This is a genomic window from Deltaproteobacteria bacterium RIFCSPHIGHO2_02_FULL_44_16 (genome assembly GCA_001798185.1).
Taxonomy (GTDB): Bacteria; UBA10199; UBA10199; order 2-02-FULL-44-16; family 2-02-FULL-44-16; genus 2-02-FULL-44-16.
In genome coordinates this window covers 136,650-158,150 of sequence record MGRM01000009.1, presented here as the reverse complement: position 1 = coordinate 158,150, position 21,501 = coordinate 136,650, and the positions used below count along the sequence as shown (strand labels likewise).

Annotated in this window: 24 protein-coding genes; 11 read left to right on the top strand and 13 right to left on the bottom strand. The window is 44.3% G+C overall.

Going from position 1 to position 21,501, the window contains the following annotated elements; all coding sequences use genetic code 11:
- The 4 genes from A3C46_05180 to A3C46_05165 all read right to left on the bottom strand — a co-directional run bounded on the left by A3C46_05180 (window position 1) and on the right by A3C46_05165 (window position 3,202).
- Complete coding sequence (locus A3C46_05180) at window positions 1–822, bottom strand: ribosomal RNA small subunit methyltransferase A (protein ID OGQ22844.1); 822 nt, start codon at window positions 820–822, stop codon at window positions 1–3.
- Window positions 801–1,829, bottom strand: a complete 1,029-nt coding sequence (locus A3C46_05175) for a tRNA (adenosine(37)-N6)-threonylcarbamoyltransferase complex transferase subunit TsaD (GenBank protein OGQ22843.1) — start codon at window positions 1,827–1,829, stop codon at window positions 801–803. The genes A3C46_05180 and A3C46_05175 overlap by 22 nt, the downstream gene beginning before the upstream one ends.
- Window positions 1,826–2,695, bottom strand: coding sequence for a tol-pal system protein YbgF (locus tag A3C46_05170; GenBank protein OGQ22842.1), 870 nt, complete (start codon window positions 2,693–2,695; stop codon window positions 1,826–1,828). Before A3C46_05170 ends, A3C46_05175 begins: the two co-directional genes overlap by 4 nt.
- A 69-nt stretch (window positions 2,696–2,764) precedes the next feature.
- A complete protein-coding gene (locus A3C46_05165; protein ID OGQ22841.1) occupies window positions 2,765–3,202 on the bottom strand; it encodes a hypothetical protein in 438 nt (145 codons plus the stop codon).
- Window positions 3,203–3,268: 66 nt separating this feature from the next.
- Here A3C46_05165 and A3C46_05160 point away from each other — a divergent pair, with 66 nt between their 5' ends.
- Entirely contained in the window at window positions 3,269–3,739 is a 471-nt protein-coding gene (locus tag A3C46_05160) for a hypothetical protein (GenBank protein ID OGQ22840.1), read from the top strand.
- Window positions 3,736–4,077, top strand: a complete 342-nt coding sequence (locus tag A3C46_05155) for a hypothetical protein (protein ID OGQ22839.1) — start codon at window positions 3,736–3,738, stop codon at window positions 4,075–4,077. Before A3C46_05160 ends, A3C46_05155 begins: the two co-directional genes overlap by 4 nt.
- Before the next feature lies 1 nt (window position 4,078).
- Here the strand turns inward: A3C46_05155 and A3C46_05150 are convergent, their stop codons facing one another.
- The 3 genes from A3C46_05150 to A3C46_05140 all read right to left on the bottom strand — a co-directional run bounded on the left by A3C46_05150 (window position 4,079) and on the right by A3C46_05140 (window position 5,468).
- Window positions 4,079–4,525: a hypothetical protein gene (locus tag A3C46_05150; protein ID OGQ22838.1), complete on the bottom strand. Its 447-nt coding sequence runs from the start codon at window positions 4,523–4,525 to the stop codon at window positions 4,079–4,081.
- On the bottom strand, window positions 4,522–4,794 hold the full coding sequence (locus A3C46_05145) for a hypothetical protein (protein OGQ22837.1): 273 nt from the start codon (window positions 4,792–4,794) through the stop codon (window positions 4,522–4,524). The genes A3C46_05150 and A3C46_05145 overlap by 4 nt, the downstream gene beginning before the upstream one ends.
- A gap of 200 nt (window positions 4,795–4,994) precedes the next feature.
- On the bottom strand, window positions 4,995–5,468 hold the full coding sequence (locus tag A3C46_05140; GenBank protein ID OGQ22836.1) for a hypothetical protein: 474 nt from the start codon (window positions 5,466–5,468) through the stop codon (window positions 4,995–4,997).
- Between the two features lie 409 nt (window positions 5,469–5,877).
- Here A3C46_05140 and A3C46_05135 point away from each other — a divergent pair, with 409 nt between their 5' ends.
- Window positions 5,878–7,653, top strand: coding sequence for a peptidyl-dipeptidase (locus A3C46_05135; protein OGQ22936.1), 1,776 nt, complete (start codon window positions 5,878–5,880; stop codon window positions 7,651–7,653).
- Window positions 7,654–7,863: 210 nt separating this feature from the next.
- Here A3C46_05135 and A3C46_05130 read toward each other — a convergent pair whose 3' ends face one another.
- Window positions 7,864–9,357 carry a hypothetical protein gene (locus tag A3C46_05130; GenBank protein ID OGQ22835.1) on the bottom strand — a complete coding sequence of 498 codons (1,494 nt, stop codon included), beginning with the start codon at window positions 9,355–9,357 and terminating at the stop codon, window positions 7,864–7,866.
- 200 nt (window positions 9,358–9,557) lie between these two features.
- Here A3C46_05130 and A3C46_05125 point away from each other — a divergent pair, with 200 nt between their 5' ends.
- From A3C46_05125 to A3C46_05110, 4 genes are all read left to right on the top strand, one after another.
- The gene (locus A3C46_05125; GenBank protein OGQ22834.1) at window positions 9,558–10,064 is read left to right on the top strand and encodes a hypothetical protein; all 507 of its coding nucleotides are present in this window, start codon (window positions 9,558–9,560) and stop codon (window positions 10,062–10,064) included.
- Window positions 10,064–10,858: a bifunctional hydroxymethylpyrimidine kinase/phosphomethylpyrimidine kinase gene (locus tag A3C46_05120; GenBank protein OGQ22833.1), complete on the top strand. Its 795-nt coding sequence runs from the start codon at window positions 10,064–10,066 to the stop codon at window positions 10,856–10,858. Before A3C46_05125 ends, A3C46_05120 begins: the two co-directional genes overlap by 1 nt.
- On the top strand, window positions 10,855–12,519 hold the full coding sequence (locus tag A3C46_05115; GenBank protein OGQ22832.1) for an excinuclease ABC subunit C: 1,665 nt from the start codon (window positions 10,855–10,857) through the stop codon (window positions 12,517–12,519). Before A3C46_05120 ends, A3C46_05115 begins: the two co-directional genes overlap by 4 nt.
- 108 nt (window positions 12,520–12,627) lie before the next feature.
- On the top strand, window positions 12,628–12,966 hold the full coding sequence (locus tag A3C46_05110) for a hypothetical protein (protein OGQ22831.1): 339 nt from the start codon (window positions 12,628–12,630) through the stop codon (window positions 12,964–12,966).
- A 45-nt stretch (window positions 12,967–13,011) separates the two neighbouring features.
- On the opposite strand, the gene A3C46_05105 is transcribed toward A3C46_05110, so the two are convergent.
- The 5 genes from A3C46_05105 to A3C46_05085 all read right to left on the bottom strand — a co-directional run bounded on the left by A3C46_05105 (window position 13,012) and on the right by A3C46_05085 (window position 18,162).
- Complete coding sequence (locus tag A3C46_05105; GenBank protein ID OGQ22830.1) at window positions 13,012–13,545, bottom strand: DNA-binding protein; 534 nt, start codon at window positions 13,543–13,545, stop codon at window positions 13,012–13,014.
- A gap of 193 nt (window positions 13,546–13,738) precedes the next feature.
- The gene (locus tag A3C46_05100) at window positions 13,739–14,773 is read right to left on the bottom strand and encodes an S-methyl-5-thioribose-1-phosphate isomerase (protein OGQ22829.1); all 1,035 of its coding nucleotides are present in this window, start codon (window positions 14,771–14,773) and stop codon (window positions 13,739–13,741) included.
- Complete coding sequence (locus A3C46_05095; GenBank protein ID OGQ22935.1) at window positions 14,770–16,191, bottom strand: aspartyl/glutamyl-tRNA amidotransferase subunit B; 1,422 nt, start codon at window positions 16,189–16,191, stop codon at window positions 14,770–14,772. The genes A3C46_05100 and A3C46_05095 overlap by 4 nt, the downstream gene beginning before the upstream one ends.
- A gap of 193 nt (window positions 16,192–16,384) precedes the next feature.
- Entirely contained in the window at window positions 16,385–17,848 is a 1,464-nt protein-coding gene (gene gatA / locus A3C46_05090; protein ID OGQ22828.1) for an aspartyl/glutamyl-tRNA amidotransferase subunit A, read from the bottom strand.
- A complete protein-coding gene (locus A3C46_05085) occupies window positions 17,845–18,162 on the bottom strand; it encodes a hypothetical protein (protein OGQ22827.1) in 318 nt (105 codons plus the stop codon). Before A3C46_05085 ends, gatA begins: the two co-directional genes overlap by 4 nt.
- Window positions 18,163–18,376: 214 nt before the next feature.
- On the opposite strand from A3C46_05085, the gene A3C46_05080 reads away from it, so the two are divergent.
- From A3C46_05080 to A3C46_05065, 4 genes are all read left to right on the top strand, one after another.
- Window positions 18,377–19,174, top strand: coding sequence for a hypothetical protein (locus A3C46_05080; protein ID OGQ22826.1), 798 nt, complete (start codon window positions 18,377–18,379; stop codon window positions 19,172–19,174).
- A 102-nt stretch (window positions 19,175–19,276) separates the two neighbouring features.
- Window positions 19,277–19,531, top strand: coding sequence for a transcriptional regulator (locus A3C46_05075; protein OGQ22825.1), 255 nt, complete (start codon window positions 19,277–19,279; stop codon window positions 19,529–19,531).
- A 38-nt stretch (window positions 19,532–19,569) separates the two neighbouring features.
- Entirely contained in the window at window positions 19,570–20,061 is a 492-nt protein-coding gene (locus A3C46_05070; GenBank protein ID OGQ22824.1) for a hypothetical protein, read from the top strand.
- 10 nt (window positions 20,062–20,071) lie between these two features.
- Window positions 20,072–21,493 carry a hypothetical protein gene (locus A3C46_05065; GenBank protein ID OGQ22823.1) on the top strand — a complete coding sequence of 474 codons (1,422 nt, stop codon included), beginning with the start codon at window positions 20,072–20,074 and terminating at the stop codon, window positions 21,491–21,493.
- Window positions 21,494–21,501: the final 8 nt, after the last annotated feature.

Genomic DNA, 21,501 nt, shown 5'->3' with positions numbered 1-21,501 from the left:
CTATAATACCTCAAGATGATTTGCGAGAGAAATGTATTCTTCAACACTCAAGGTTTCAGCGCGTCGATTCAGATCAAGATCGAAGCTTTGTTCGAGATGCTGGGTATCGAAGGTTCCTTTCAGAGCATTACGGAGTGTTTTCCGTCGCTTGCCAAAAGCTGTGCGGACCAGTTTTCGAAAAAGAAGTTCATTTTTGATGGAGGAAGAGGAAGCGTGAAAATGAATTCGAATGAGAGAAGAAACGACTTTTGGTGAAGGGGAAAAATTTGAAGGTGCAACATCAAAAATTTTTTCAACGTTGGCGTATGCTTGAAGAATCACCGAGAGAATGCCGTACTCCTTTGTGCATGGGATTGCGATCAGTCGCTCTGCCACTTCTTTTTGCATGAGAAGCGTTGCATTGATGAGATGCTTACGCTGATCCAAAAGATGAAAAAGAAGGGGAGAGGTGATCTCATACGGAATATTTCCCACAATCTGCAATTGTTTCTGCGTGCTGTGATCGGTTGAAAGTATTTGTTGAAAATTGATCTGTAAAATATCGTCATTGATCCAGGTGATGTTGGAAATATGACCAAACTCTTGTTTCGAAATCGTGAAAAGAGAAATATCTTTTTCAACGGCAATAATGTGCTGACATTTTTCAGCCAACAAAGAGGTCATGACTCCAAGTCCTGAGCCGACTTCGAGTGTCACATCATCTGGTGAGAGCTGACAGCTTTGAACGATTTTTTGAAGCGTGGGAGGCGAGATGAGAAAATTTTGCCCAAGACGTTTTTTTGGTTGTACCTGATATTTTTTTAAGAGTGCGATGACAGACATGAACTGATTCCAATCTCTTCATGTGCAACTGCATTCAGTGTCAGAGGAGAAACTTGTCCTAAGCGAAGATAGCGTTCTCCGACATATCCAATCATCGCGGCATTATCCGTACAAAAATGAGGAGAGGGAATGAAACAAGGAATGTGCATGAGCAGCGCTTCTTCTGTGATTCGTTTTCGAAGCAGTCGATTGGCGGCAACGCCACCGGAGATGACCACAGCATGTGCATGCGTTCGTTTGACTGCCTCGCGTGTCTGTTTCATCAACGTTTCCACAACCGCATGTTGAAAACTTGCCGCAATGTTAGCTTTCATGCGCGCGGAGAGAGGTGTTAATTTTCGAACGAGCAACATGACCGCAGTTTTAATTCCAGAAAAACTAAACTCGAGAGAATGAGGATCGTCAAAGTGTGGAAAAGGAAATCGAAATGCATGAGCATCTCCATGTTGGGAGAGAGCATCGAGCGCTGGTCCTCCCGGAAATCCAAGATCCAAAAGTTTTGCCACTTTATCAAAAGCTTCTCCTGCTGCGTCATCGCGGGTGGCGCCTAAAAGATGATAGTCGCCAAAAGCTTTCACCTGATAAAGATGCGTGTGCCCTCCTGATACGACGAGGACGATATGAGGATAAGGAAGTGAAGCATGTTCGAGAAGTGCGGCGTTGATATGTCCTTCAATATGATGCACACCGCGAAAAGGAATTTTTTTTGCCATCGCAATTCCTTTTGCTGTGCACAGTCCAACGAGAAGCGCACCGACAAGCCCCGGGCCATAGGTCGCAGCGACCCCTTCAATCTCATTCATGGTCAGATGCGCTTCAGAGAGAGCTTCGCGTAAAAGAGGGGTGATGATTTCCACATGTCGACGTGATGCGAGTTCAGGGACGACCCCTCCAAAGCGCTCGTGAAGAAGATGTTGTGAAGCGACAAGATTCACAAGAGATTTTCCGTCTTTGACCACAGCAATAGCCGTTTCATCGCAAGAGGATTCAAGTGCGAGGACATTCATGGTTGTCCTGGTGTTTGGGGCTGACGCTCTTCTTGAATCGTTTTTGAAGGATAGGAAGATGTTTCTTTCGATTCTGAAGAAACTTCGGGAAGGGTCGATGTTGGAGGCAATGCAGAGGCAGGTGGTGCACTCAGTTTTTGAAGTTCTTCTTGTGCGAGAAGAGCCTCTTTGCTGGAAGAGAACTCTTTGATAATTTTTTCAAAAAATGGCTGCGCCGCTTCCTTGAGGCTAAGTTTGGTAAACGCCATTCCTTGTTTCAAGAGAGCTTCCGGAACACGATCATGTTTAGGGTGTTTTTCGATAAAGATTTGATATTCCTTTACCGCTCGCTTGAAATCTTGCATGCGAAAATAACTTTCTCCGATCCAAAGCTGCGCTGACGCTGCAAATTCGTGTTTAGAATATTTTTGCAGAAACAATTGGAACTTCGCGATCGCTTCTAAAGAGTTTCCTTCTTCAAAAGCGCCCAGTCCTTTTTGATATGCGTCCGCCGCGGTTGCACCTTGAGGATCAATTTTTCTCAATGCCCTTTGGGTTTGTGTCAGCAAAAGATTGATTCGTTCTTGAAGTGTCGTGAATCGCTGATCGAGATCAATCAGTCGTTTTGAAAGTTCTTGATAACGCTGATCAGCAAGATGTGTGGTGGCATCGATCTTTCCCTGGACAGTAATGGCTTCTCGCTGAAGTTCTCCAGCTTTGGCAACGGTGCTTGCGACTTCTTGATTGTTCGTCAAATAGGTCTGCTCAAGCGCAGTCAATTTTTCTTCAAGACGCTTCAGGCGCTCTTCAACCGAAAGGGCAAAAGAGAGACTTGAAAGAAAAAATATTGTACTCATAAGAAGAATGGAGAGAAAATATTTCATCATGAATAAAAAACCCCTGGGTTAGGCCCAAGGGTTTTTTTCACCTCTTCTGAATATGAATGTCAAGATTCGTTAACGCGCCACAAATTCTGCGCGTCGATTTTGCCAGTGGCAAGAATCATCTGCAGATTCTGAGCATTGTTGCATTCCTCGCTCTTCACCATAACTAATCGTGCTGAGTCTATTGGAGGTCACGCCTAGATTCGTTAAGTAATTTTTTGCTGATTGCGCGCGTCGATCGCCAAGAGCAATGTTGTATTCAACAGAACCACGGTTATCACAATGTCCTTCAATGACAATTTTTTTATTGTTGTGTGATTGCGCCCATGCAGCATTGTTTCGAAGAACTGGTTCGAAATTAGATTTAATATTGGACTGATCGAAGTCAAAATGAATACGTTGAAGACCTGATGTAGACTCTTTTGCTGATGATTTTTTGTTTGCACAACCCGTAAGACCTAACAAGAAGACGGTCACTGCTCCCACTCCCAACATTGCCATTCGTTTCATAGAGAACCCCCTCAGCGAAGTATATGTTTTTAAATAAAATGCGTGCGTCAAATTACGGAAACAAGGATGGAAAGTCAAGGATGTAATGTCGGCTTGCCATCGAGCTTTCTCTTCGGTATCGTCAAATGCATGAAACACATGATTCAGGCGCGTCACATTCTGCTTATTGATCGCTCGTTGCTTTCTCATAATCTTTTTCGACTTCTTCTCGCCCCCTTTGAGGAGATTCATTTTTTAGCCCGAGAAAAACTGGATGACAATCTGACAGCTTTTTTAGAGCAACAGCCTCTTCATATGCTGATCATCAACTCAAATGTTTTTGTGAATCATTTCGAAGAAAATCTTCATCATCTTCGCGATCATCCTCAATTGGCATCGCTTCCCAAAATTTTTTTATGTCGCGAAAAAGCAAAAGAACAAATTCAATACGAAATGCTTTCAAACCTTGAAAACGCAAAAATTGTCTTTCGCCCATTTGACCTGGAGACATTGCGACATATCATTCAACAGGCGCTTGAAGAAAGAAAAACTCAGTGAGCTCACATTTTCGCGAAAAACGTCTTTATCCGCGCAAAGAACTTTTGACTCCCATTATTTTTGAAGATGAATTTGGGGAACCTCTTTTTTCGATCCCCTGTAAAGATATCAGTGAAGGAGGGCTTTCTCTCGATATTGCTGATTTTCCGGTAAAGCCTGGCGCTTTGCTTTTTCTCTCTTTTCAGATTCCCGGATCTCAATCTCCAATTCGAACAACCGGAGAAGTGGTGCGTCGGCTTCCGCAAGGTAAGACATCTGGTGGCATTGGAGTTCGTTTTGTCGGCTTATCGCCTTCTGCCGTGGAGTGTCTTCAAAAATGGATCAATTCAGAAGGTTAAATCATTTTTTTTGGGAGAGAAGCTTTTTTTCGAGTGCGGTGATTTTCTGACGCATTTCTTCTAACTCACTCTGAAGAGAAGGGAGATGACGGGCTGCTTCCATGGTCGGTTTTATTTTTTCATCGACAAATTCCCGTACGGTTCCCATTTCTCGCACTCCATTTTCCAAGGCTTTTGCCAAAATGTCGCGAAGGGCGCCACCGCCAAGACGAATCATATGTGTCAAAAGAGATTCAGGAAGAACGCTTGTTTTCCGCTTTTGTGCTTCGAAAATAATTTGCGCAAGCGTAACGGCGGTTAAATCTTCTCCACTTTTGTTATCGATGACTTTAATTTCTTTTCCGATGCGAATCATTTCTCCGATATCTTCGAGTGTGACATAACAAGAGTCAGAGGTGTCATAAAGTTTTCGATTTTGATATCGTTTAATGATGATGGTGTCTTTCATGCAGGTCTCTTTTTCTTTTTTCGTGGCGTGCGCGATGGAGAAGAGCGACGTACCGCATCCATCGGTTTTTCACTTTTGAGATCTCGGCTTAAACTTTGAATCACAGAAAGAGCTTTTGAAAAAAAAGCTGCGAGTTCAGGATTCCGTTTTTCGTGCGAACTTGTTTCGATATAGTGCTGACAAAAGGAGAGAACGCCCTGTGCTGCGAGAAGAAGCTCTTTTCCCGCTCGAAGAATGTGAATTTTTGTATCGATGAATTCATCTTTCATGTTTCTGTCGCTTTCTCATTCGCGGCCATTCATTGCTGAGAACAATAATCAAAATGGTAATGAAACCGATGACGACATCACTTGAGGTGAGCTGGGCGAGTTCAGAAAGAGTTGGCATATCGACTTCCTAGCATTGCTGCGTCACAATTGTCCAGTCTTAAAAAAGGCATTTTTCACTAAAAACAATATATTTCAAATGGTTATGAGGCTATTGTTTTTATAACGCTCGTTATTTGCGTCAAAGAATTGGACTCCGGTCGTATGCTGAAAAAGTTTGCAGGGGTGGGATCTTGATCGCGAGCGTGAAAAATCAGAAGAGCAATACTGAAGTGAATGAAAAAAAGAATGATGACCGTGATGAGAAGTAAAAGAAAACTCAGCTTGAAAAAAAGAAACAAACCAACACCCATCAGAATCAGATAGCTTGTCATGGTGAGCGTATCTGCAAAGTGCCGTTCGATGCCGCGTTCCTTTCCCTCGCCTGGATACCACCGTTTGGTCGCGCAGATGCGAACAAAAAGATACGCCAGAGCAATGATGCTGAGCAGAAGAGAAGCAAAGATGGTGAAATCACCTTGGATGGTTCGTGCGATGGCAATGATCAAGCTTATGACTCCAATGATTTCAACAATCCATGGCATCGGTGTTTTGCGATGAAATTGAAAAGAAAGCATCTGCGTTCACTAACGTCGAAACGCTCGAAATGCAAGAGAGCTGTAGTGCTTTGAAAAAGTCCGCAGGAGGCGATTGTTGAGCGGCGTCTTCAGACACTGGGAACGAAGCCTCAATACCCAGTAGGCTGAAGCGCAGGCAAAAATCTGGCGTCTGAGGATTTTTGCCGTAGCAAGACAACGCCTCCGAGAGACTTTTTTCGAAGAAGATATCAACGGCGCGCGAGGATAAACTTTCGCAGGGTATCTCGAAGCAATTTTCACAGCCGGGGTTTGACAACAAAATTGCTGAGAGCTAAGTGAACACTGTGGGTCGTCCTACAGTGGAGCGGCCCGAGAAAGTTTGTCCGAAGCAGCCGTTGATATGCATATACCGGGAGCGCGTATGAGAAAAAAATTCTATTTTGTGTTGATGTTATTGACGTCACTGCTTTTTCATTTCTCAGTTTACGCCGAAGAAAATCTTCCGACAGTTGCTGAGGCACAGCAGTTTATTAATGACGTCGAAAAAGAACTGCTCCGACTTTGGATTGAAGAGAGCCGAGCAGCCTGGATTCAAAATACGTATATCACGCACGATACAGAAGAGATCTCTTCGCAAGCTGCGGAAGCAACGTTGAGATTTGTGAGCGAAAAAGTAAAAGAGGCACAGCGCTTTCAGCCTCTTCAGCTCTCGGAAGAGCTTTCCAGAAAATTTACCATGTTAAAAATGAGTCTCAATATGCCTGCTCCCTCTGATGCTGCGAAACGTAAGGAGTTGACGAAGTTAGCGCTCAGTCTTGAGAGTCGTTATGCAAAAGGAGAGTATTGTCCTGAGAAGGGGAAGTGTCTCGATCTGAATGCTCTGACAAAAATCATGGCCGAGAGTCGTGATGATGAGGAGTTAAAAAATGTCTGGCAGGGTTGGAGTCAAATCGCGCGACCGATGAAAAGCGAATATGCCCGTTTTGTGGAACTCGGGAATGAAGGTGCGCATGAGTTCGGTTTTGAGAACCTCGCCGATCTGTGGTATTCGCGCTACGATATGCCGACGAAAGATTTTGAAAAAGAGGTTGAACGACTTTGGTCTCAAGTAAAACCACTCTATGACGATCTTCACTGCTTTGTTCGCGCGCGTCTTGTGGATCATTATGGTGCAGAGAAAGTTTCGCCAACAGGTCTCATCCCCGCACATCTTCTCGGAAATATGTGGGCGCAAGAGTGGGATAATATTTATCCACTTCTTATGGATCAAAATGAAAAAAAGAATGGTTTTGATCTCACCAATATTTTAGAAAAAAACAAATTTGAAGCGAAAAAAATGGTAGAGCAGGCAGAAAGTTTCTTTGTCTCGCTTGGACTTCAAAAACTTCCCTCAACTTTTTGGGAACGATCAATGTTGACGAAGCCTCAAGATCGCGATGTGGTCTGCCACGCAAGTGCGTGGGATGTTGATACGCAAGATGATGTGAGAATTAAAATGTGTATGGAAGTGACGGGTGAAGATTTTGTGACGGTTCATCATGAACTCGGTCATCTCTATTATGATCTTGCGTATAAAAAACAATCTCCCCTTTTTATGGGGGGAGCGCATGACGGTTTTCATGAAGGGCTTGGAGATACGATCGCGCTTTCGATGACGCCGGCTTACTATAAAAGAATCGGTTTGATCGAGAAAGAACCTCCTCAAGATCTCTCACCACTTTTACATAAGGCGCTTGAAAAAATTGCCTTTCTCCCCTTTGGATTTTTGGTGGATCAATGGCGGCGTGATGTTTTTTCAGGAAAGGTCACACTCAAAGATTACAATACGCATTGGTGGAAACTTCGCGAGAAATATCAAGGGATCACCCCTCCAGTTGCACGAATGCCTGAAGACTTTGATCCCGGTGCAAAATATCATATCCCGGGAAACACACCGTATACGCGCTATTTCCTGGCGGCGATTTTGCAATTTCAATTTCACCGTGCCTTGTGTGAAAAAGCAGGATACAAAGGACCACTGCATAACTGTTCCATCTATAGAAACAAAGAAGCGGGAAAACGTCTCACGAAGATGATGAAAATGGGAATGCAACAACCGTGGCCAGATGCTCTTGAAGCTCTCACCGGAAAGCGAGAGATGGATGCCACTGCCATCATCGACTACTTCGCACCCCTGCAGACATGGCTCAAAGAACAAAACACCGGCAAACAGTGTGGGTGGTGAATCGCAGTCATTGCGAGGAACCCGCCACGTTTCATGGGGGCGACGAAGCTATCTCCCAGATGACCAAAAGAAGTGCCAGACACTTTTTTGCATTCACACCATGCCAAAAAGATGTCAGGCACCTTTTGGTCACCTAAGATGTTACTTCAATTTGATTGTTCTGAGACTTTGACTTGCAAAATAGAAGTGTCACTTCTGTTTTATACGTATTTAAAGTGGATTCTCTCCATCCGGTGTCCACGGTGGTTTCGGAAGACCGTACCACTCCAGGAGTAAAGGATAGAGATCAACGCCGCGCGCGAAACGCCTTGTGCCCGGTGAGATCGTGGGCCCTTTGATGAGAAGAGGAATATGCATGTCGTCACGCCGGAGCGATCCATGGGTCGCTGCCTTTTGTTTTCGGAATCCAAAATCAGGTTTTGCAATGACAAAAATATCTCCACTCCGGTCGCTCGCAAAAAGGTGTCCAAGTTGGACAACAGTATCTGGAAAATATGGATGGGCGATAGCCCTTCGCCATTCATGAAGTGAATAGAATTTTCCATCACAAAAAATTTTGGTGGTTGCATCACTACAATAGTGAAGGGGGTCATCTTTTTTTGCATGATAACTGCATCGCTTTTCCCGTGCGTTTACCGTGCAACGAATCGTGGCTTCTCGGTGAGAACTGTCAATGACATGCGCATCGTGCTCTCCCTTTCGAAGCGCCATGAGTTCGGTTTCGGGATAAGAGAGGATCGTCTCAATGATTTTCTCTCTCTTTTCTGAAGAGAGAGATTGTTTGAAATAAATTTGACTCGATGCAACACCCCGATCTCCTACAAAAAGAAGATCGTCGAATGGTTCTTTTTCGAGCCGTGTTTTGAGCGCAAAATATTTTTGCGTATCATGCATGCCGTGATCAGATGAAATGATGATATAAGTTTTGTCCAAAAGCTTTCGTTTTTTTAAAAGGACGATGAAGCGCTCAAGTTGTGTGTCAAAGTGCACGAGCGTTTTTTCCACTTCTTTGCTCCGTGCGCCATTGGCGTGCCCGGCAAGATCAGTTCCAATAAGCCCCACCAAGGTATAACGCGGAAGCTTACGCTCTTGCTTTCGAAACTGTCTGAAGACTTTTCGCATCGCGAGCAGATCAACGTACCAGGTTCGCTTTGAAACAAAAGCCGCCCAAATTGCGCGCATGGGAAGAAAGTGTGGAGCGACGTAAGAAGCGCCGCGATAAAAAGAAGAGTAAATCGATGCTGTCGGATGTCCGCTGAGAAGTTCAAAAATTGTAGTGGATGGTTGAAGTGATCCGCCAGTTTCAAAAGATCTCATGTTGATGAGGTCATCATTAATACGTCGATATCCCGAAAGAGTGAGATAGCCGATGTTTTTATTTTTTTCTCGATCAAAGCGTTCAAGATGCGGAATACCCGCATGACCTGGAAAAAGTCCGGTGACAAAACTTTGATAGTTAGCTCCTGAGACACTCGGAAAAGAGGCAATTGCCTCTGTAAATTTTATGCCTTTTTCTACTATTTCTTTTTGAACCGTTGGAAGTTTTCCATCAGCCAAAAGTTGATGAAAGAAATCTGCATTTGCTCCGTCAAGAATAAAATGGATGATATAAATATCGTGAACGGGAATTTTTTCTTGTGCATGAAGAAAAAAGGGAAAGAGAGCGAAAAAAAAGAGAAAAAAAGTGAAAAATATTTGTCGCATGTGAAAGGTGCTAGAGGCTATCTTATAAATCACTTTTATTGTCATTCCCGCGGAGGCGGGAATCCAGAAAGCATCAAAAACACTGGATCCCTGCCTTCGCAGGGATGACAACAAATGATCAAAAGACATTTGTGAGGTGGATTCTAACATCATGATTCAAGGCTTGCAATCATGAAGCAAAAAGATAGTAGTGCTTTCGCATGAACTCAAACGGATCAGAAAAGGTGAAAGAAAAAATTGCATCTGCCGAAATGTATCTTCACGAATGTTGTTTTCTTCTTTCTCTGCCACAAAAATATTTTTCGGAAAAAGCAAAAGAATGGATTGAGCGTCGCACCTTTGATGAAAGCAAGGAGGATGAACTTCGTCGTCTGATTTTTACCGCTGCCCTTCTCTCTTCGACAGCGGAAGTCGATGTGTTTCATTTTCCTCCTCGCTATCGTCAAGATCATGAAGCTTTTTTCAATACCCATTTTGATGAACTTTCCCTTGGCGACGCTGTTTTTCATAAGCTTGCGCATTTTTTTGAACGCCTTGGACGGCACGAAGTCACCGGCATTCATCGCACGGTGGTCGAACATGTTGAGCGACCGATGATTTCACTTGCGATTCAGTGGGCAGAGGGGAATCATCTCAAGGCAGCAAGGCTTCTTGGAATGCATCGCAATACGTTGCGGGCAAAGATCAAACAACTCGATATTAAATAATGAAGCTCATGCATATGACCTCATCTCCTGAAAAAAAAGTGGTTCTTGCGATTGCTGGAAGTGATCCTTCTGGAGGAGCAGGAGTGCAGGCAGATCTCAAAACGCTTTCGGATTGTGGTGTGCGCGGTATTTCTGCGATCACGGCAATCACGGCACAGACAGACCAAGCGGTCATTGCGATTCATCCGACTCCAGCGGACATTTTAAGTCAGCAGCTCTCTACAGCATGTAAGAAACAGATTCCCGATGCGGTAAAGATCGGAATGGTGGCAACGCAGGCGAATATTCGTGTGATCAGTTGGTTTTTAAAACAGTTGAAAACATCGCATGTGATTCTTGATCCGATATTACATTCCTCTTCGGGCATTGCTCTTCTTGAAAGCAAGGCAACTGCTTTTTATCGACAAGAACTTTTTCCCCTGGCAACCGTCATTACGCCTAATTTGTCGGAAGCCTCTGCGCTTGCAGGAATGCAAGTCGCAAACCTTGAAACAATGCGTACAGCAGCAAAAGTGATCTATGATCATGTCATGCAATTTCGTTCTCAGAACGCTCCTGCTCTTGCGATTTTAATTAAGGGGGGACATCTGCAAGGTGATGCTGTGGATATGCTCTACGATGGTCAACAATTTCTCCCTTTTTCTGCAGCACGTATCCCAGGAAAAAACCCGCGAGGAACAGGGTGCCGTTTTTCATCAGCGCTTGCGGCTTCACTTGCCAAAGGACGCTTGCTTCCCGAAGCAACTTCTGAAGCAAAAGAATATTTACGTTCTTATATTGCCTCATCTCGATGAAGTCTCTCACAGAACAAGCCCGCACCTTTCCGACATCTCCGGGAGTTTATCTTTTTAAAGGGAAGAAAAACGAGATGCTCTATGTGGGGAAGGCGAAGAATCTCAAAAAAAGAATTCAGGCTTATTTTTTTGGAAAAGATGATCGCACTCAAATTTCGTTTCTTCTCAAAAAAGCTTCGCAGCTCGAATTTATCGTGACGGATACAGAAAAAGAGGCGCTGCTCCTTGAAAATACGCTGATTAAGCAACATCGGCCTCATTACAACATCGATCTTCGCGATGACAAAAATTACATCAGTATTCGTATCGGTCTCGAACATTCTTCTCCCGGAATTGCGACGACTCGTCGCGTGATCAAAGATGGAGCGAGTTATTTTGGACCGTACGCATCTGCCGCTGGCGCGCGAGAAGCGGTTGATCAGATCACCCGTTTTTTCCGTGTGCGAACGTGTACCGATCGTGAGTTTTCCAATCGTGTTCGTCCCTGTTTAAAATATGATATCGGCCGTTGCACTGCTCCCTGTGTGAAATTGGTTTCAAAGGAAGCGTATGCCCATCAAGTAGAGGACGCCGTCCTTTTTTTGCGTGGCAGAAGTCGTGAGTTACTGCATCGTCTGAAAGAGAGAATGGATGAAGCTTCGCTCCAAGCTCATTTTGAAGAAGCAGCACGGATGCGCGATGCTCTGTTTCTTCTCGAAGGACTGAACGCAAAACAGAAGGTGGTCGTGCACGGCGGTGGAGATTACGATGCAATCTCTTTTGCAAGAGTCGGAGATGATGTTTCGCTTTGTCTTTTGATGGTTCGTCATGGAGCTTTGCTTGATCGCTTGCAGTATCGTTTTCACCATATCAAAAGCGAAGACGACGATCTTCTCTCTGATTTTTTGGTCCAACATTATTTGAAGCGTTCTGACATTCCCCCGGAAATTCTGATTCCCTTTTCTTTCGAAGGCCAACAGGCTGGAGAAGAACTTTTGAGAGAAAAAAGTGGAAGAGCTGTGCGACTGATAACGCCGAAGCGCGGACTCAAGCGCGATATGGTGCTCCTCGCTGAAAGAAATGCTCAGGAAGAACTCAAGCGGTTGCGCGAGAAAAAAGAGGGGATCGAAGAGATTCTTTCGCAACTTGCACAAAAATTGGGGCTTTCAAACATCCCTCGTGTTGTGGAGTGTGTCGATATTTCCAATCTTTCAGGACGCGAAGCAGTCGGTTCTCTTGTCTGTTTTGTGGATGGAGAGCCTCAAAAAAATCGCTATCGTCTCTACACGATCCGCAGTCTCAATACTCCGGATGACTATGGGATGATGATGGAAGTGCTGAAACGCCGATTTGGTGTAGAGGCGAGTGGCCTGTCCCTACCATTTCCAGATATTCTTCTTATTGATGGTGGCAAAGGACAACTTGCTGTTGCGCTTCGTGCGTTGGAAGAGATTGGCGTGACAGGACTTTCGGTTGCGGCTATTGCCAAAGCAAAAGAGGAGAGAGAAAGCGATCAGATTTATATTCCTCTGCGAAAAAATCCGGTGACGTTCAAGAAAGGGAGTAAAGAACTTTTGTATTTGATGCGGATTCGGGACGAAGCTCATCGCTTTGGACTCAAAACTCACCGCAAGCAACGGACCCGAAAAATGCTCACCGACAAAGCGACGAGTTCATCCTGAGTAAGTCGAAGGATTGACGTTTCTGGGTTGGAAATCACACGCTTCGTCAATTCTCTTTTAAGAACTTCGCGATAAAAGAGAAAATTATCCTGAAAATTCAGTAGGTTTGTGATCGAAGGAGTTCTCTTTCTCTCTTGGCATATTCTTTGCTCTTCTTGGCATTGTGCCCAAGGGGGAAACATGAAACGGGATCAAGAGGCAAAGCAAGGATGTGGAGAGTTGATTCTCAAAGAGGTGATGGATCAAGACTCAAAAGAACTTTCCACCAAAAATCCACTCATTCTTTCCTGTGGCGGTATTTATATTCCGTACGCGCACCAGAAAGCGAAACATCTTTTGTATCACATTTTAACTACGCCGAATGATCAAGCGCCGGTCAAAGTGGTTGCAGGACGAAAGCCGCAAAATGTTTTGTATCTCGTGAAGCAAAAAGAATCGATGAACTAACGAAATCCTCGGGAGGATCATATCCTCTCCTTTTCCTCGAGCCCGCTACCTCACCCGTAGCGGGTTTTGTTTTTGCTCTTTTTTCTTCAACTCAAATCCAATCGATTTGTCTTTCGTTTTTGCTGGAAGCATCATCTGACGAAGAGCATCAAAAACAACTTTAAATTGCGAATCGTATTTTTTCTCCATGGCATCGATTTTATGAACAATATCTTCGTGGGATGCAATCATTTGTCGTAATCGAACGAAAGTGTTCATAATCGCAATGTTGACCTGAATTGCTCGTTTACTCCGAAGAACACTCGAAAGCATTGAAACCCCTTGTTCGGTGAATGCGTATGGAAGAGTGCGTCTGCCGCCCCATCCGGAACCGCGTATTTCTCCAAACTCCGCTTCTGTAAGCCGAAACATAAAATTGAGGGGGAAGCGTTCCATATTACGCTTTACTGCCTCATTGAGGTGAAATGTTTTTACACCATAAAGTTTGGCTAAATCTTTATCCAACATTACTTTCGTGCCGCGGATCAGGTAGATTTGATTTGCAATGACATTGATTGGAATCAGGCTGGTATTTTTCATTGTTCCTCCCAACTTGGTATCGCAGTTTGCGATATCAAGATTGTAACTAATTGAAAAATATATGTTTTTTGAACTTCAAAACAAAAAACGCCAGCTTCGGGAAAAAACCGAAGTCTGGCGCACGAAATAGCTACAAAAACACTTGTCCTGATGCAACTTAATTTTGCTTAACCGGTCACAATTTGCGACCAGTTCAGATGTTTCTTATTGTTTCTTGATATGGTGCTTCTACAATTCCACGGTCAGTGATGATTGCAGTAATGAGTGTGTGAGGAGTGACATCAAATGATGGATTGATCACATTCACAAGCGTTGGAGTAATTTGTGTGTGTCCAATATGGGTTACTTCGCGATGATCACGTTCTTCAATCGGTATTTGTGATCCGTCAGAGATTGTCAGGTCAATCGTCGAAAAAGGGGCAGCTACATAAAAAGGAATTTTGTGATAAGACGCAAGCACCGCCACACCATAGGTTCCGATTTTATTCGCTGTATCCCCATTTGCGGCGATGCGATCAGCACCCACAATCACGTTGTCGATTTTTTTCGCACGCATGAGACTTGCGGCCATGTTGTCACTAATGACCGTGACATCAATGCCATGTTTCTGAAGTTCCCATGCGGTGAGGCTTGCCCCTTGTAAACGAGGTCGGGTTTCATCAGCAATCACATGAATTGTTTTTCCGGCATCAGCTGCGGCATAGATGACTCCGAGTGCAGTTCCATAGCCGGCTGTTGCAAGTCCGCCGGCATTGCAATGCGTGAGCACCGTATCTCCATCATGCAGAAGTGAAGCCCCAAATTTTCCAATGCGCTGACCCGATTCAATATCTTCGTGATAAATTTTCAGCGCTTCATTTTTGAGTGCCAAAATGAGTTGATCGATGGAAGGATCTGATAAAGAAAGAGCGATAGCTCTCATTCGTTCGATACCCCAAAAAAGATTGATTGCGGTTGGTCGCGTTTTTGTGAGTCGTTCACAAATCCCGCTTAATTTTTGAAAGAAGATTTCTTTCGATAAAACGCCGATCCCCATGGCACCAAGTGCTACTCCCATGGCCGCTGCAACGCCGATTGCAGGGGCGCCACGTACGATCATCTGTTCAATGGCTTGTGCCACACTTTCATAATCTTCACAGACCACATAAATTTCTTCATGCGGGAGCTTCCGCTGATCGAGTAAAATCACTTTGTCATCTTTCCATTGAAGAGTTTTGATAAGGTTCATGCTAATTTCCTTTTCAACAAGTCATTCACCACATTTGGATTTGCTTGGCCTTTGGTTTCCTTCATGACTTGACCGACGAGGAAGCCGAAGACAGCGGTTTTTCCGGAGCGATATTGTTCCACTTGTTTTGTGTTGTTCGCAAGGACACGTTCAATAATTGATTCCAGTTCTCCGGTGTCGCTTACCAGTTTCAATCCTTTTTCTTCGATAATTTTCGTCGGATCTTTCCCCGATCTGTACATCTCCGCGAAAACATCTTTCGCAATTTTCCCCGAAATCGTTCCTTCATCGATCAGTTTCACAAGAGTGGCGAGCTGTTCTGGTGTGATCTTGCATTTCGTAATGGAAATATTTTCGTTTTTTAGCTCTCGCAGCAGTTCGGTCATCATCCAATTTGAAATCATTTTTGGGGAAGCATGAACAGCGATGCAGGCTTCATAATAATGTGCCAATTCCTTTTCTGCGGTGAGCACTTCGGCATCATATTCAGGAATGCCGTAATCTGTGACAAAACGTTTTTGTTTTGCATCTGGAAGTTCGGGCAGAGTGCTGCGCACGTTTTCTATCCACGATTTTTCGACGATAAGAGGTAAAAGATCGGGGTCAGGAAAATAACGATAGTCGTGCGCCTCTTCTTTTCCCCGCATCGGTTTTGTGACGCCAGCTTGTTCATCCCAAAGACGTGTCTCTTGGATAATTTTTTTTCCTTCTTGAATCATTTGTGTTTGGCGTCCAATTTCATGGGCAATGCTGCGTTCTACAGCACGAAAGGAATTTAAATTTTTCATTTCAGTTCGAGTTCCAAATTTTTCTTCTCCGAGTGGACGAATTGAAACATTGGCATCGCAACGCAAGTTCCCTTCTTGCATATTGCCTTCACAGACATCGAGATAGACAAGAAGCGTGCGGAGTTTTCGTAAATATTCTCCCGCCTCTTCTGGCGTGCGCATGTCAGGCCCAGAGACGATTTCGATCAGGGGAGCGCCACACCGATTAAAATCGACATGACTTTTATCGGGATGGCCAAGATCATGCGTCAGTTTTCCCGCGTCTTCTTCGAGATGAATGCGAATGATAGAGACAGTTTTAGTGGAAAGCGCGATAGCCCCGCCGAGGCAAAGAGGGAACTCATATTGGGAAATTTGATAACCTTTGCTGAGATCAGGATAAAAATAATTTTTTCGAGCGAAGATGCTCTTTTCCTGGATATTGGATCCAACAGCAAGTCCTGCTTTGATTGCCATTTCAATAGCTCGTTTATTCACCGTCGGAAGAGTGCCTGGATGTGCCATGCACACCGGGCAAATGTTGCTATTAGGTGGATTCCCAAATGAAGTGGCACAGCCACAAAACATTTTGCTCGCTGTTTTGAGCTGAGCGTGGACTTCTAATCCAATGATGGCTTCGTAAGTTGTCATAAACAATCGACCATTGACCATGGACTATTGACGATGGACCAAACTGGTGAAGATTTTCTCGCAGGGGGCATTTGACTGAGGCGCGTCAATGCAATTCGATCAATCGCGCCGATGGAAACAGAAGACGCGAGGAGCGTAACCGAAGCGTCTGTACCCCGAGAGAAAATGTGAACCAGTTTGGAAGAGTCATTGGTCATAGCGTCGGTTTTTGTTTATGCCACGGCGTTGATTGTTCATACGTATATGCAACGCGGAGCAGGGTTGCTTCATCAAGAGGTTTTCCAATCAATTGAAGTCCGATCGGGAGCTTCGCGTTGGTAAAACCACATGGTACCGATATTGCCGGAAGTCCCGCAAGATTCACCGGACAGGTAAAGATATCATTGAGATACATTTTTAGTGGATCTTCTGTTTTTTCTCCAATTTTAAATGCAGCCGTCGGTGCTGTTGGCGTCACCAGCGCATCGACCTGTTGAAAGACGTTTGTAAAATCCTGCGCAATAAGAGTCCGAACTTTCTGCGCCTTACGATAATAGGCATCATAATAACCGGATGAAAGGACGTACGTCCCGATCATAATGCGAAGCGTGACTTCTGGACCAAAAGCTTCAGAGCGCGTTTTTTCGTAAAGTTCGAGAAGGTCGTGTGCTTCGTTGCTCCGCACTCCATATCGAACGCCATCGTAGCGCGCGAGATTCGAAGAGGCTTCAGCAGGAGCAATAATATAGTAGGCAGGAATTGCGTACTCGGTATGCGGAAGTGTCACCTCTTCAATGCTTGCACCGAGTTCAGAAAGTTGTTGAATGGCTGCTTTTACAGCTGCTTCGACTTCAGGATCAATTCCTTTCACAAAATATTCTTTCGGAATGCCAAGGCGCATTCCTTTGATCCCTTGGGAAAGATTTTTCGTATAATCTGGAACCGGAGCATCAAGAGATGTCGCATCGCGTTCATCTCTCCCTGCAATCAGATTCATCATGAGTGCTGCATCCGTGACATCTTTAGTCATAGGACCAAGTTGATCAAGAGATGACGCAAACGCGATAATGCCGTAACGCGAGACGCGACCATAGGTCGGTTTCAGTCCCACAATACCGCACATTGCCGCGGGCTGACGAATGGAACCACCAGTGTCAGTACCGAGAGAAGCCGTGCAGAGATCTGCAGCGACCGCAGCAGCGCTGCCGCCACTGGATCCTCCTGGAATAACGAAGGGGTTCCATGGATTCAACGTAGTTCCAAAGGCCGAGTGTTCATTTGATGATCCCATGGCAAACTCGTCCATATTCAATTTTCCCAGGAGGATAGCTCCTGCCTGATCGAGTTTTTCAACAATCGTTCCAGAATAGGGGGGAACATAGTTCTCTAAAATTTTTGAAGCACAAGTGGTGCGAATCCCTTTGGTGACGAAAATATCTTTGAGACCGAGGGGGATTCCGGTGAAGGGGGTCAGCTCTCTTTTCCTTTTGAGACGTTGATCAGATGCTTCTGCTTGCTGGAGTGCTGCTTCCGCAGATAATGTAAGATAGCAGTGGAGTGTGGTGTCATATTTTTCGATTCTCGAAAAATATTGCTTCGTCAATTCAACGGAAGAGATTTCACCTTTGGTGAGAAGGTCATGCGTTTCATGAAGTGTCAGAGAAGTGAGTTCATTCATGAATCGATTACCTTGGGAACTTGAATAGAAGCGCCGTCCCGCTCTGGGGCGACAGATAAAATGTCTGATGCAAGTGTGGAGAGAATCACGCGATCCTCACGAAGATTTCCCGAAGAGGGGCCAGAGGAGATCATCGCATGTGAGGTTGGTTCAATATGTTCGGTATTTAATTCATTGAGGCGTTCGACATAGCCCATGATTGCTGTTACTTTTTTCACGAGGCGTTCTTCGACTTCTTTGGAAAAACGAAGGCGAGAAAGTTGGCGCACATGTTCGATAAGCTCTTTTTTCATAGATGCATGCGGGGCTAACATAGGGGAAAAGAACTGACAATGATAAAGCCAGACTGATAAGGATTTTTTCGCAGGGGGCATTTGAGGGAGGCGCGTCGATGCAATATAATAAATCGCGCCGACGGAAACAGAAGCGGCGAGGAGCGTAACCGAAGCCGCTGTACCCCGAGAAAAAATGCGAAATCAGTTTGGCTAATCTATAGTCATCAACTGTTTTCTATGTTAAAGATGTTCAATGCATTTTCTCCCAGAAATTTACCTTTGGATTGTTGTCGGCGTGCTCGGCGCTATTGTCGGAAGTTTTTTGAATGTCTGTATTTCGCGTTTACCTCAAGGTGAATCGATTATTTTCCCCGGTTCGCACTGTGCCAACTGTCGCCACTCCCTCTCGTGGTACGAAAATATTCCTCTTTTCAGCTTTTTCTTTCTCCGAGCCAAATGTCGTCATTGTCACGCAGCCATTTCATGGCAATATCCTTTGGTTGAACTGTTCACGATCTTTTTTTCTCTTCTGACCTGGTGGTGGTTTCGCGATATTCTCTCCTATCTCCTCTATTTTCTTTTTTTCATCGCTCCTCTTATGGTCATCTCTTTTATTGATCTGAAACATCTTATCATTCCTGACTCCATTTCCTTGCCGGGAATTGTGGTCGGTTTGATCGTGCGTCTTCTTCTTGCACCTGAAGGTACTCATCTTTCTGCATTGATGGATGGTGTCATTGGTATTCTTGTAGGAGGAGGAACTCTTTTCCTCATCGCGTTTGCCTATGAAAAAATAAAAAAGCGGGAGGGCCTTGGAGGAGGGGATGTAAAGTTAATGGCCATGCTCGGCGCTTTTTTTGGATGGCAAGCAACTCTTTTCATCATGCTTCTCAGTTCTGTCTTAGGACTTTTGATTGGTATCGTGTTGATGATTTTCTTTCGCAAAGGATTTCAATATCAACTCCCTTTTGGTCCTTTTATTGCTTTTGCCGGTATCATCTATCTCTTCATTGGTCCTCAAATGGTTTCCTGGTACCTCAGCCTTTTTTAAAGCTGATCTTTTATATATAAAAGATTAAAAATTATATATATTTTAATATAATTTAAGAAAAGCCTTGACGCTCTTTGCATTTCTGAGTCTATATCCCGCTTCATGAAAGCCGTCATACAGATTCAGGAGAAGAATGTGAAAAGCAAAGAGTCGATAGGAAATAATGTTCGTCAGTTTCGTGAAGAACTCTTAATGAGTAAAGCGGAGCTTGCTCGTAAAGCCGGCATCTCTTCTCTCACGATTGATCGCATTGAACATGGGATGTCGTGTCGCATGGATACGATGCGTAAAATTTTGCTCGCGCTTGGTCTCAAACTCACGGACAAAGAAAAGGTTTTTCCAAAGCCAGTCATTTAAATCTTGATCCTTGAAGAAAAATCTTTGATATCAGATCAATGCATCCAGATCTTTTGAACAATCCTCTCTTTTTGCGCTATTACCATCAATGGCAACGCGATCCTCAATCCATTGTTTTTGTCGCCATTGCTGATTTTTTTCTCCGCTATCATCTTTTGGACGATGCCTTAAAGGTATGTCGGGAAGGGTTGCGTCATCATCCTCAGTGTCTCAGCGCGAAGTTGCTTCTGGCAAGGGTCCATATTGCGCGCGGAAATTGGGAAGAGGCAGAAGAAGAAGTTCAGACCATTCTCGCAAATCATCCAGGCCATCAGCAAGCTTTGATTCTTCATCAGAAAATCAAAGAGTCCAAAATCCAAGAAGAAAAACATGAAGAGAAACTTCCGGAAAATTGGGAGACCATTACGATGGCAGAAATTTTCCAAGCTCAAGGACATGCTGACAAAGCGCGGAAAATTTTTGAATCCATTCTTCGCCGCGACCCTCATAATCATGAAGCAGAAAAGAGATTAATCGAGCTATCGAAATGAGGCGAGAGACGTGACGACCATTCTCAATAAAGAAAAATTGCTTGAACAGGCTCAAGCTTTTGTCGATGAGGGAAAGATTGATAAGGCTATTCGTGAATATGAGAAAATTCTTTTCTCAGATGTGAAAGATTTGCGCGTCAAAATTCGGATTGCAGAACTCTACACAAAACAAAAACAGAGTGAACAAGCGATCAAACTTTATCGAGAAGTAGCATTGCAATATACTGATGAAGGTTTTTATCTCAAAGCCGTCACGGTCTATAAACAAATTTTGCGTTTAAATCCGTCATTGATTGAGATCAACGAAGAACTTGCGAAACTGTATGAGCGTATGGGGATTCTTGGAGACGCTGTTCGGCAATATGACATTGTGGCAAATGCTTTAGATCGTCGTGGCGATCGAGAACGTTCACTCGAAATTCGAGAAAAAATTGTTCAGTTGCATCCTGATGACATTGCATCGCGGACTCGACTTGCAGAATTTTATCAAAGTGTGGGGAAAACAGAACAAGCCCTTGATCAATTTGAAGAGCTTGCAAAAGCTCTGGAAAAAAGAGGGGGACGAGAAAAGAAACTGATCGAACTTTACGAAAAGATTCTTTCACATCGTCCCGATCGAACGTTTCTGATCGAGAGACTTATTCGATATGCGTATGTTGAGGGGGATAAAAAGAGAGCGCTCAAGTGGCTGGATGCTGCCGAAGATCTGACTCCGTATGACCCCGAACTTTTAGGAATGCAGGCTGAAATCTATGCCTCTCTCAATCAATTTGATACCGCAAAGAGCAAATATTTTTCTCTGGCAGAACTCTATCAGGAAAATGGAGATGTTGAAGGAGCGCTGAGAGCGTATGCTGAAATTTTGGTATATATTCCAGGAGAAAAAGAAGAAGTGCGAACAAAGATAAGTCTCTTGGGTCCTGATGCTTTTGCTCGCGCCGAAGCGTGGGCGCTGAAGCGACGGAAAGAACTTGATGAAGAATTAAAAGAGAGAGAAGAAGAAGAACGAAAACGTGAAGTCTCACTTCGCCGACGAGAAGATGAAACGCGTCGTGTTCAAGAAGAAGAGGCGCAAAAAATCCGTCGTGAAAAAATCCAAAAACGATTAGCGGAAAAGGGCGTTGTCCCTTCATCGCTTCCTCCGCCACCTCCGTCCGTTGCAGCTCCAAAAAATGAGACACACGAAGCTGATGCAGCTTTTCGACTGATGAACATGTATGAACAGATGGGGTTGGAAAAAGAAGCTGACGAAGAGCGCCGCAGAGCGCTGGAGTTGTACGAAGCGCTTCAAACGCAAGGGAAACCCGATCCTTTTCTTGTGCAGCGCATTGAAGATTTGCGCGGCGAAAAAAAAGTTCAAAAAAAAGAAGAAAAACCGAAGCAAGATACGCCACCGTTTCCAAAATCCAAAAAGAAAGCTTCCTTTGTTTAACGAGAGGA

Excerpts from the sequence above, each read along its gene's own strand:
- A3C46_05165 (OGQ22841.1), bottom strand. The coding sequence starts at position 3,202 with ATGAAACGAATGGCAATGTTGGGAGTGGGAGCAGTGACCGTCTTCTTG.
- A3C46_05160 (OGQ22840.1), top strand. The coding sequence starts at position 3,269 with ATGGAAAGTCAAGGATGTAATGTCGGCTTGCCATCGAGCTTTCTCTTC.
- A3C46_05145 (OGQ22837.1), bottom strand. The coding sequence starts at position 4,794 with ATGAAAGATGAATTCATCGATACAAAAATTCACATTCTTCGAGCGGGA.
- A3C46_05080 (OGQ22826.1), top strand. The coding sequence starts at position 18,377 with ATGCATTTTCTCCCAGAAATTTACCTTTGGATTGTTGTCGGCGTGCTC.
- A3C46_05120 (OGQ22833.1), top strand. The coding sequence starts at position 10,064 with ATGAAGCTCATGCATATGACCTCATCTCCTGAAAAAAAAGTGGTTCTT.
- A3C46_05125 (OGQ22834.1), top strand. The coding sequence starts at position 9,558 with ATGAACTCAAACGGATCAGAAAAGGTGAAAGAAAAAATTGCATCTGCC.
- A3C46_05085 (OGQ22827.1), bottom strand. The coding sequence starts at position 18,162 with ATGTTAGCCCCGCATGCATCTATGAAAAAAGAGCTTATCGAACATGTG.
- A3C46_05135 (OGQ22936.1), top strand. The coding sequence starts at position 5,878 with ATGTTATTGACGTCACTGCTTTTTCATTTCTCAGTTTACGCCGAAGAA.
- A3C46_05070 (OGQ22824.1), top strand. The coding sequence starts at position 19,570 with ATGCATCCAGATCTTTTGAACAATCCTCTCTTTTTGCGCTATTACCAT.
- A3C46_05075 (OGQ22825.1), top strand. The coding sequence starts at position 19,277 with ATGAAAGCCGTCATACAGATTCAGGAGAAGAATGTGAAAAGCAAAGAG.
- A3C46_05095 (OGQ22935.1), bottom strand. The coding sequence starts at position 16,191 with ATGACAACTTACGAAGCCATCATTGGATTAGAAGTCCACGCTCAGCTC.
- A3C46_05130 (OGQ22835.1), bottom strand. The coding sequence starts at position 9,357 with ATGCGACAAATATTTTTCACTTTTTTTCTCTTTTTTTTCGCTCTCTTT.
- A3C46_05140 (OGQ22836.1), bottom strand. The coding sequence starts at position 5,468 with ATGCTTTCTTTTCAATTTCATCGCAAAACACCGATGCCATGGATTGTT.
- A3C46_05175 (OGQ22843.1), bottom strand. The coding sequence starts at position 1,829 with ATGAATGTCCTCGCACTTGAATCCTCTTGCGATGAAACGGCTATTGCT.
- A3C46_05180 (OGQ22844.1), bottom strand. The coding sequence starts at position 822 with ATGTCTGTCATCGCACTCTTAAAAAAATATCAGGTACAACCAAAAAAA.
- A3C46_05150 (OGQ22838.1), bottom strand. The coding sequence starts at position 4,525 with ATGAAAGACACCATCATCATTAAACGATATCAAAATCGAAAACTTTAT.
- A3C46_05170 (OGQ22842.1), bottom strand. The coding sequence starts at position 2,695 with ATGATGAAATATTTTCTCTCCATTCTTCTTATGAGTACAATATTTTTT.
- A3C46_05105 (OGQ22830.1), bottom strand. The coding sequence starts at position 13,545 with ATGAAAAATACCAGCCTGATTCCAATCAATGTCATTGCAAATCAAATC.
- gatA (OGQ22828.1), bottom strand. The coding sequence starts at position 17,848 with ATGAATGAACTCACTTCTCTGACACTTCATGAAACGCATGACCTTCTC.
- A3C46_05100 (OGQ22829.1), bottom strand. The coding sequence starts at position 14,773 with ATGAACCTTATCAAAACTCTTCAATGGAAAGATGACAAAGTGATTTTA.
- A3C46_05115 (OGQ22832.1), top strand. The coding sequence starts at position 10,855 with ATGAAGTCTCTCACAGAACAAGCCCGCACCTTTCCGACATCTCCGGGA.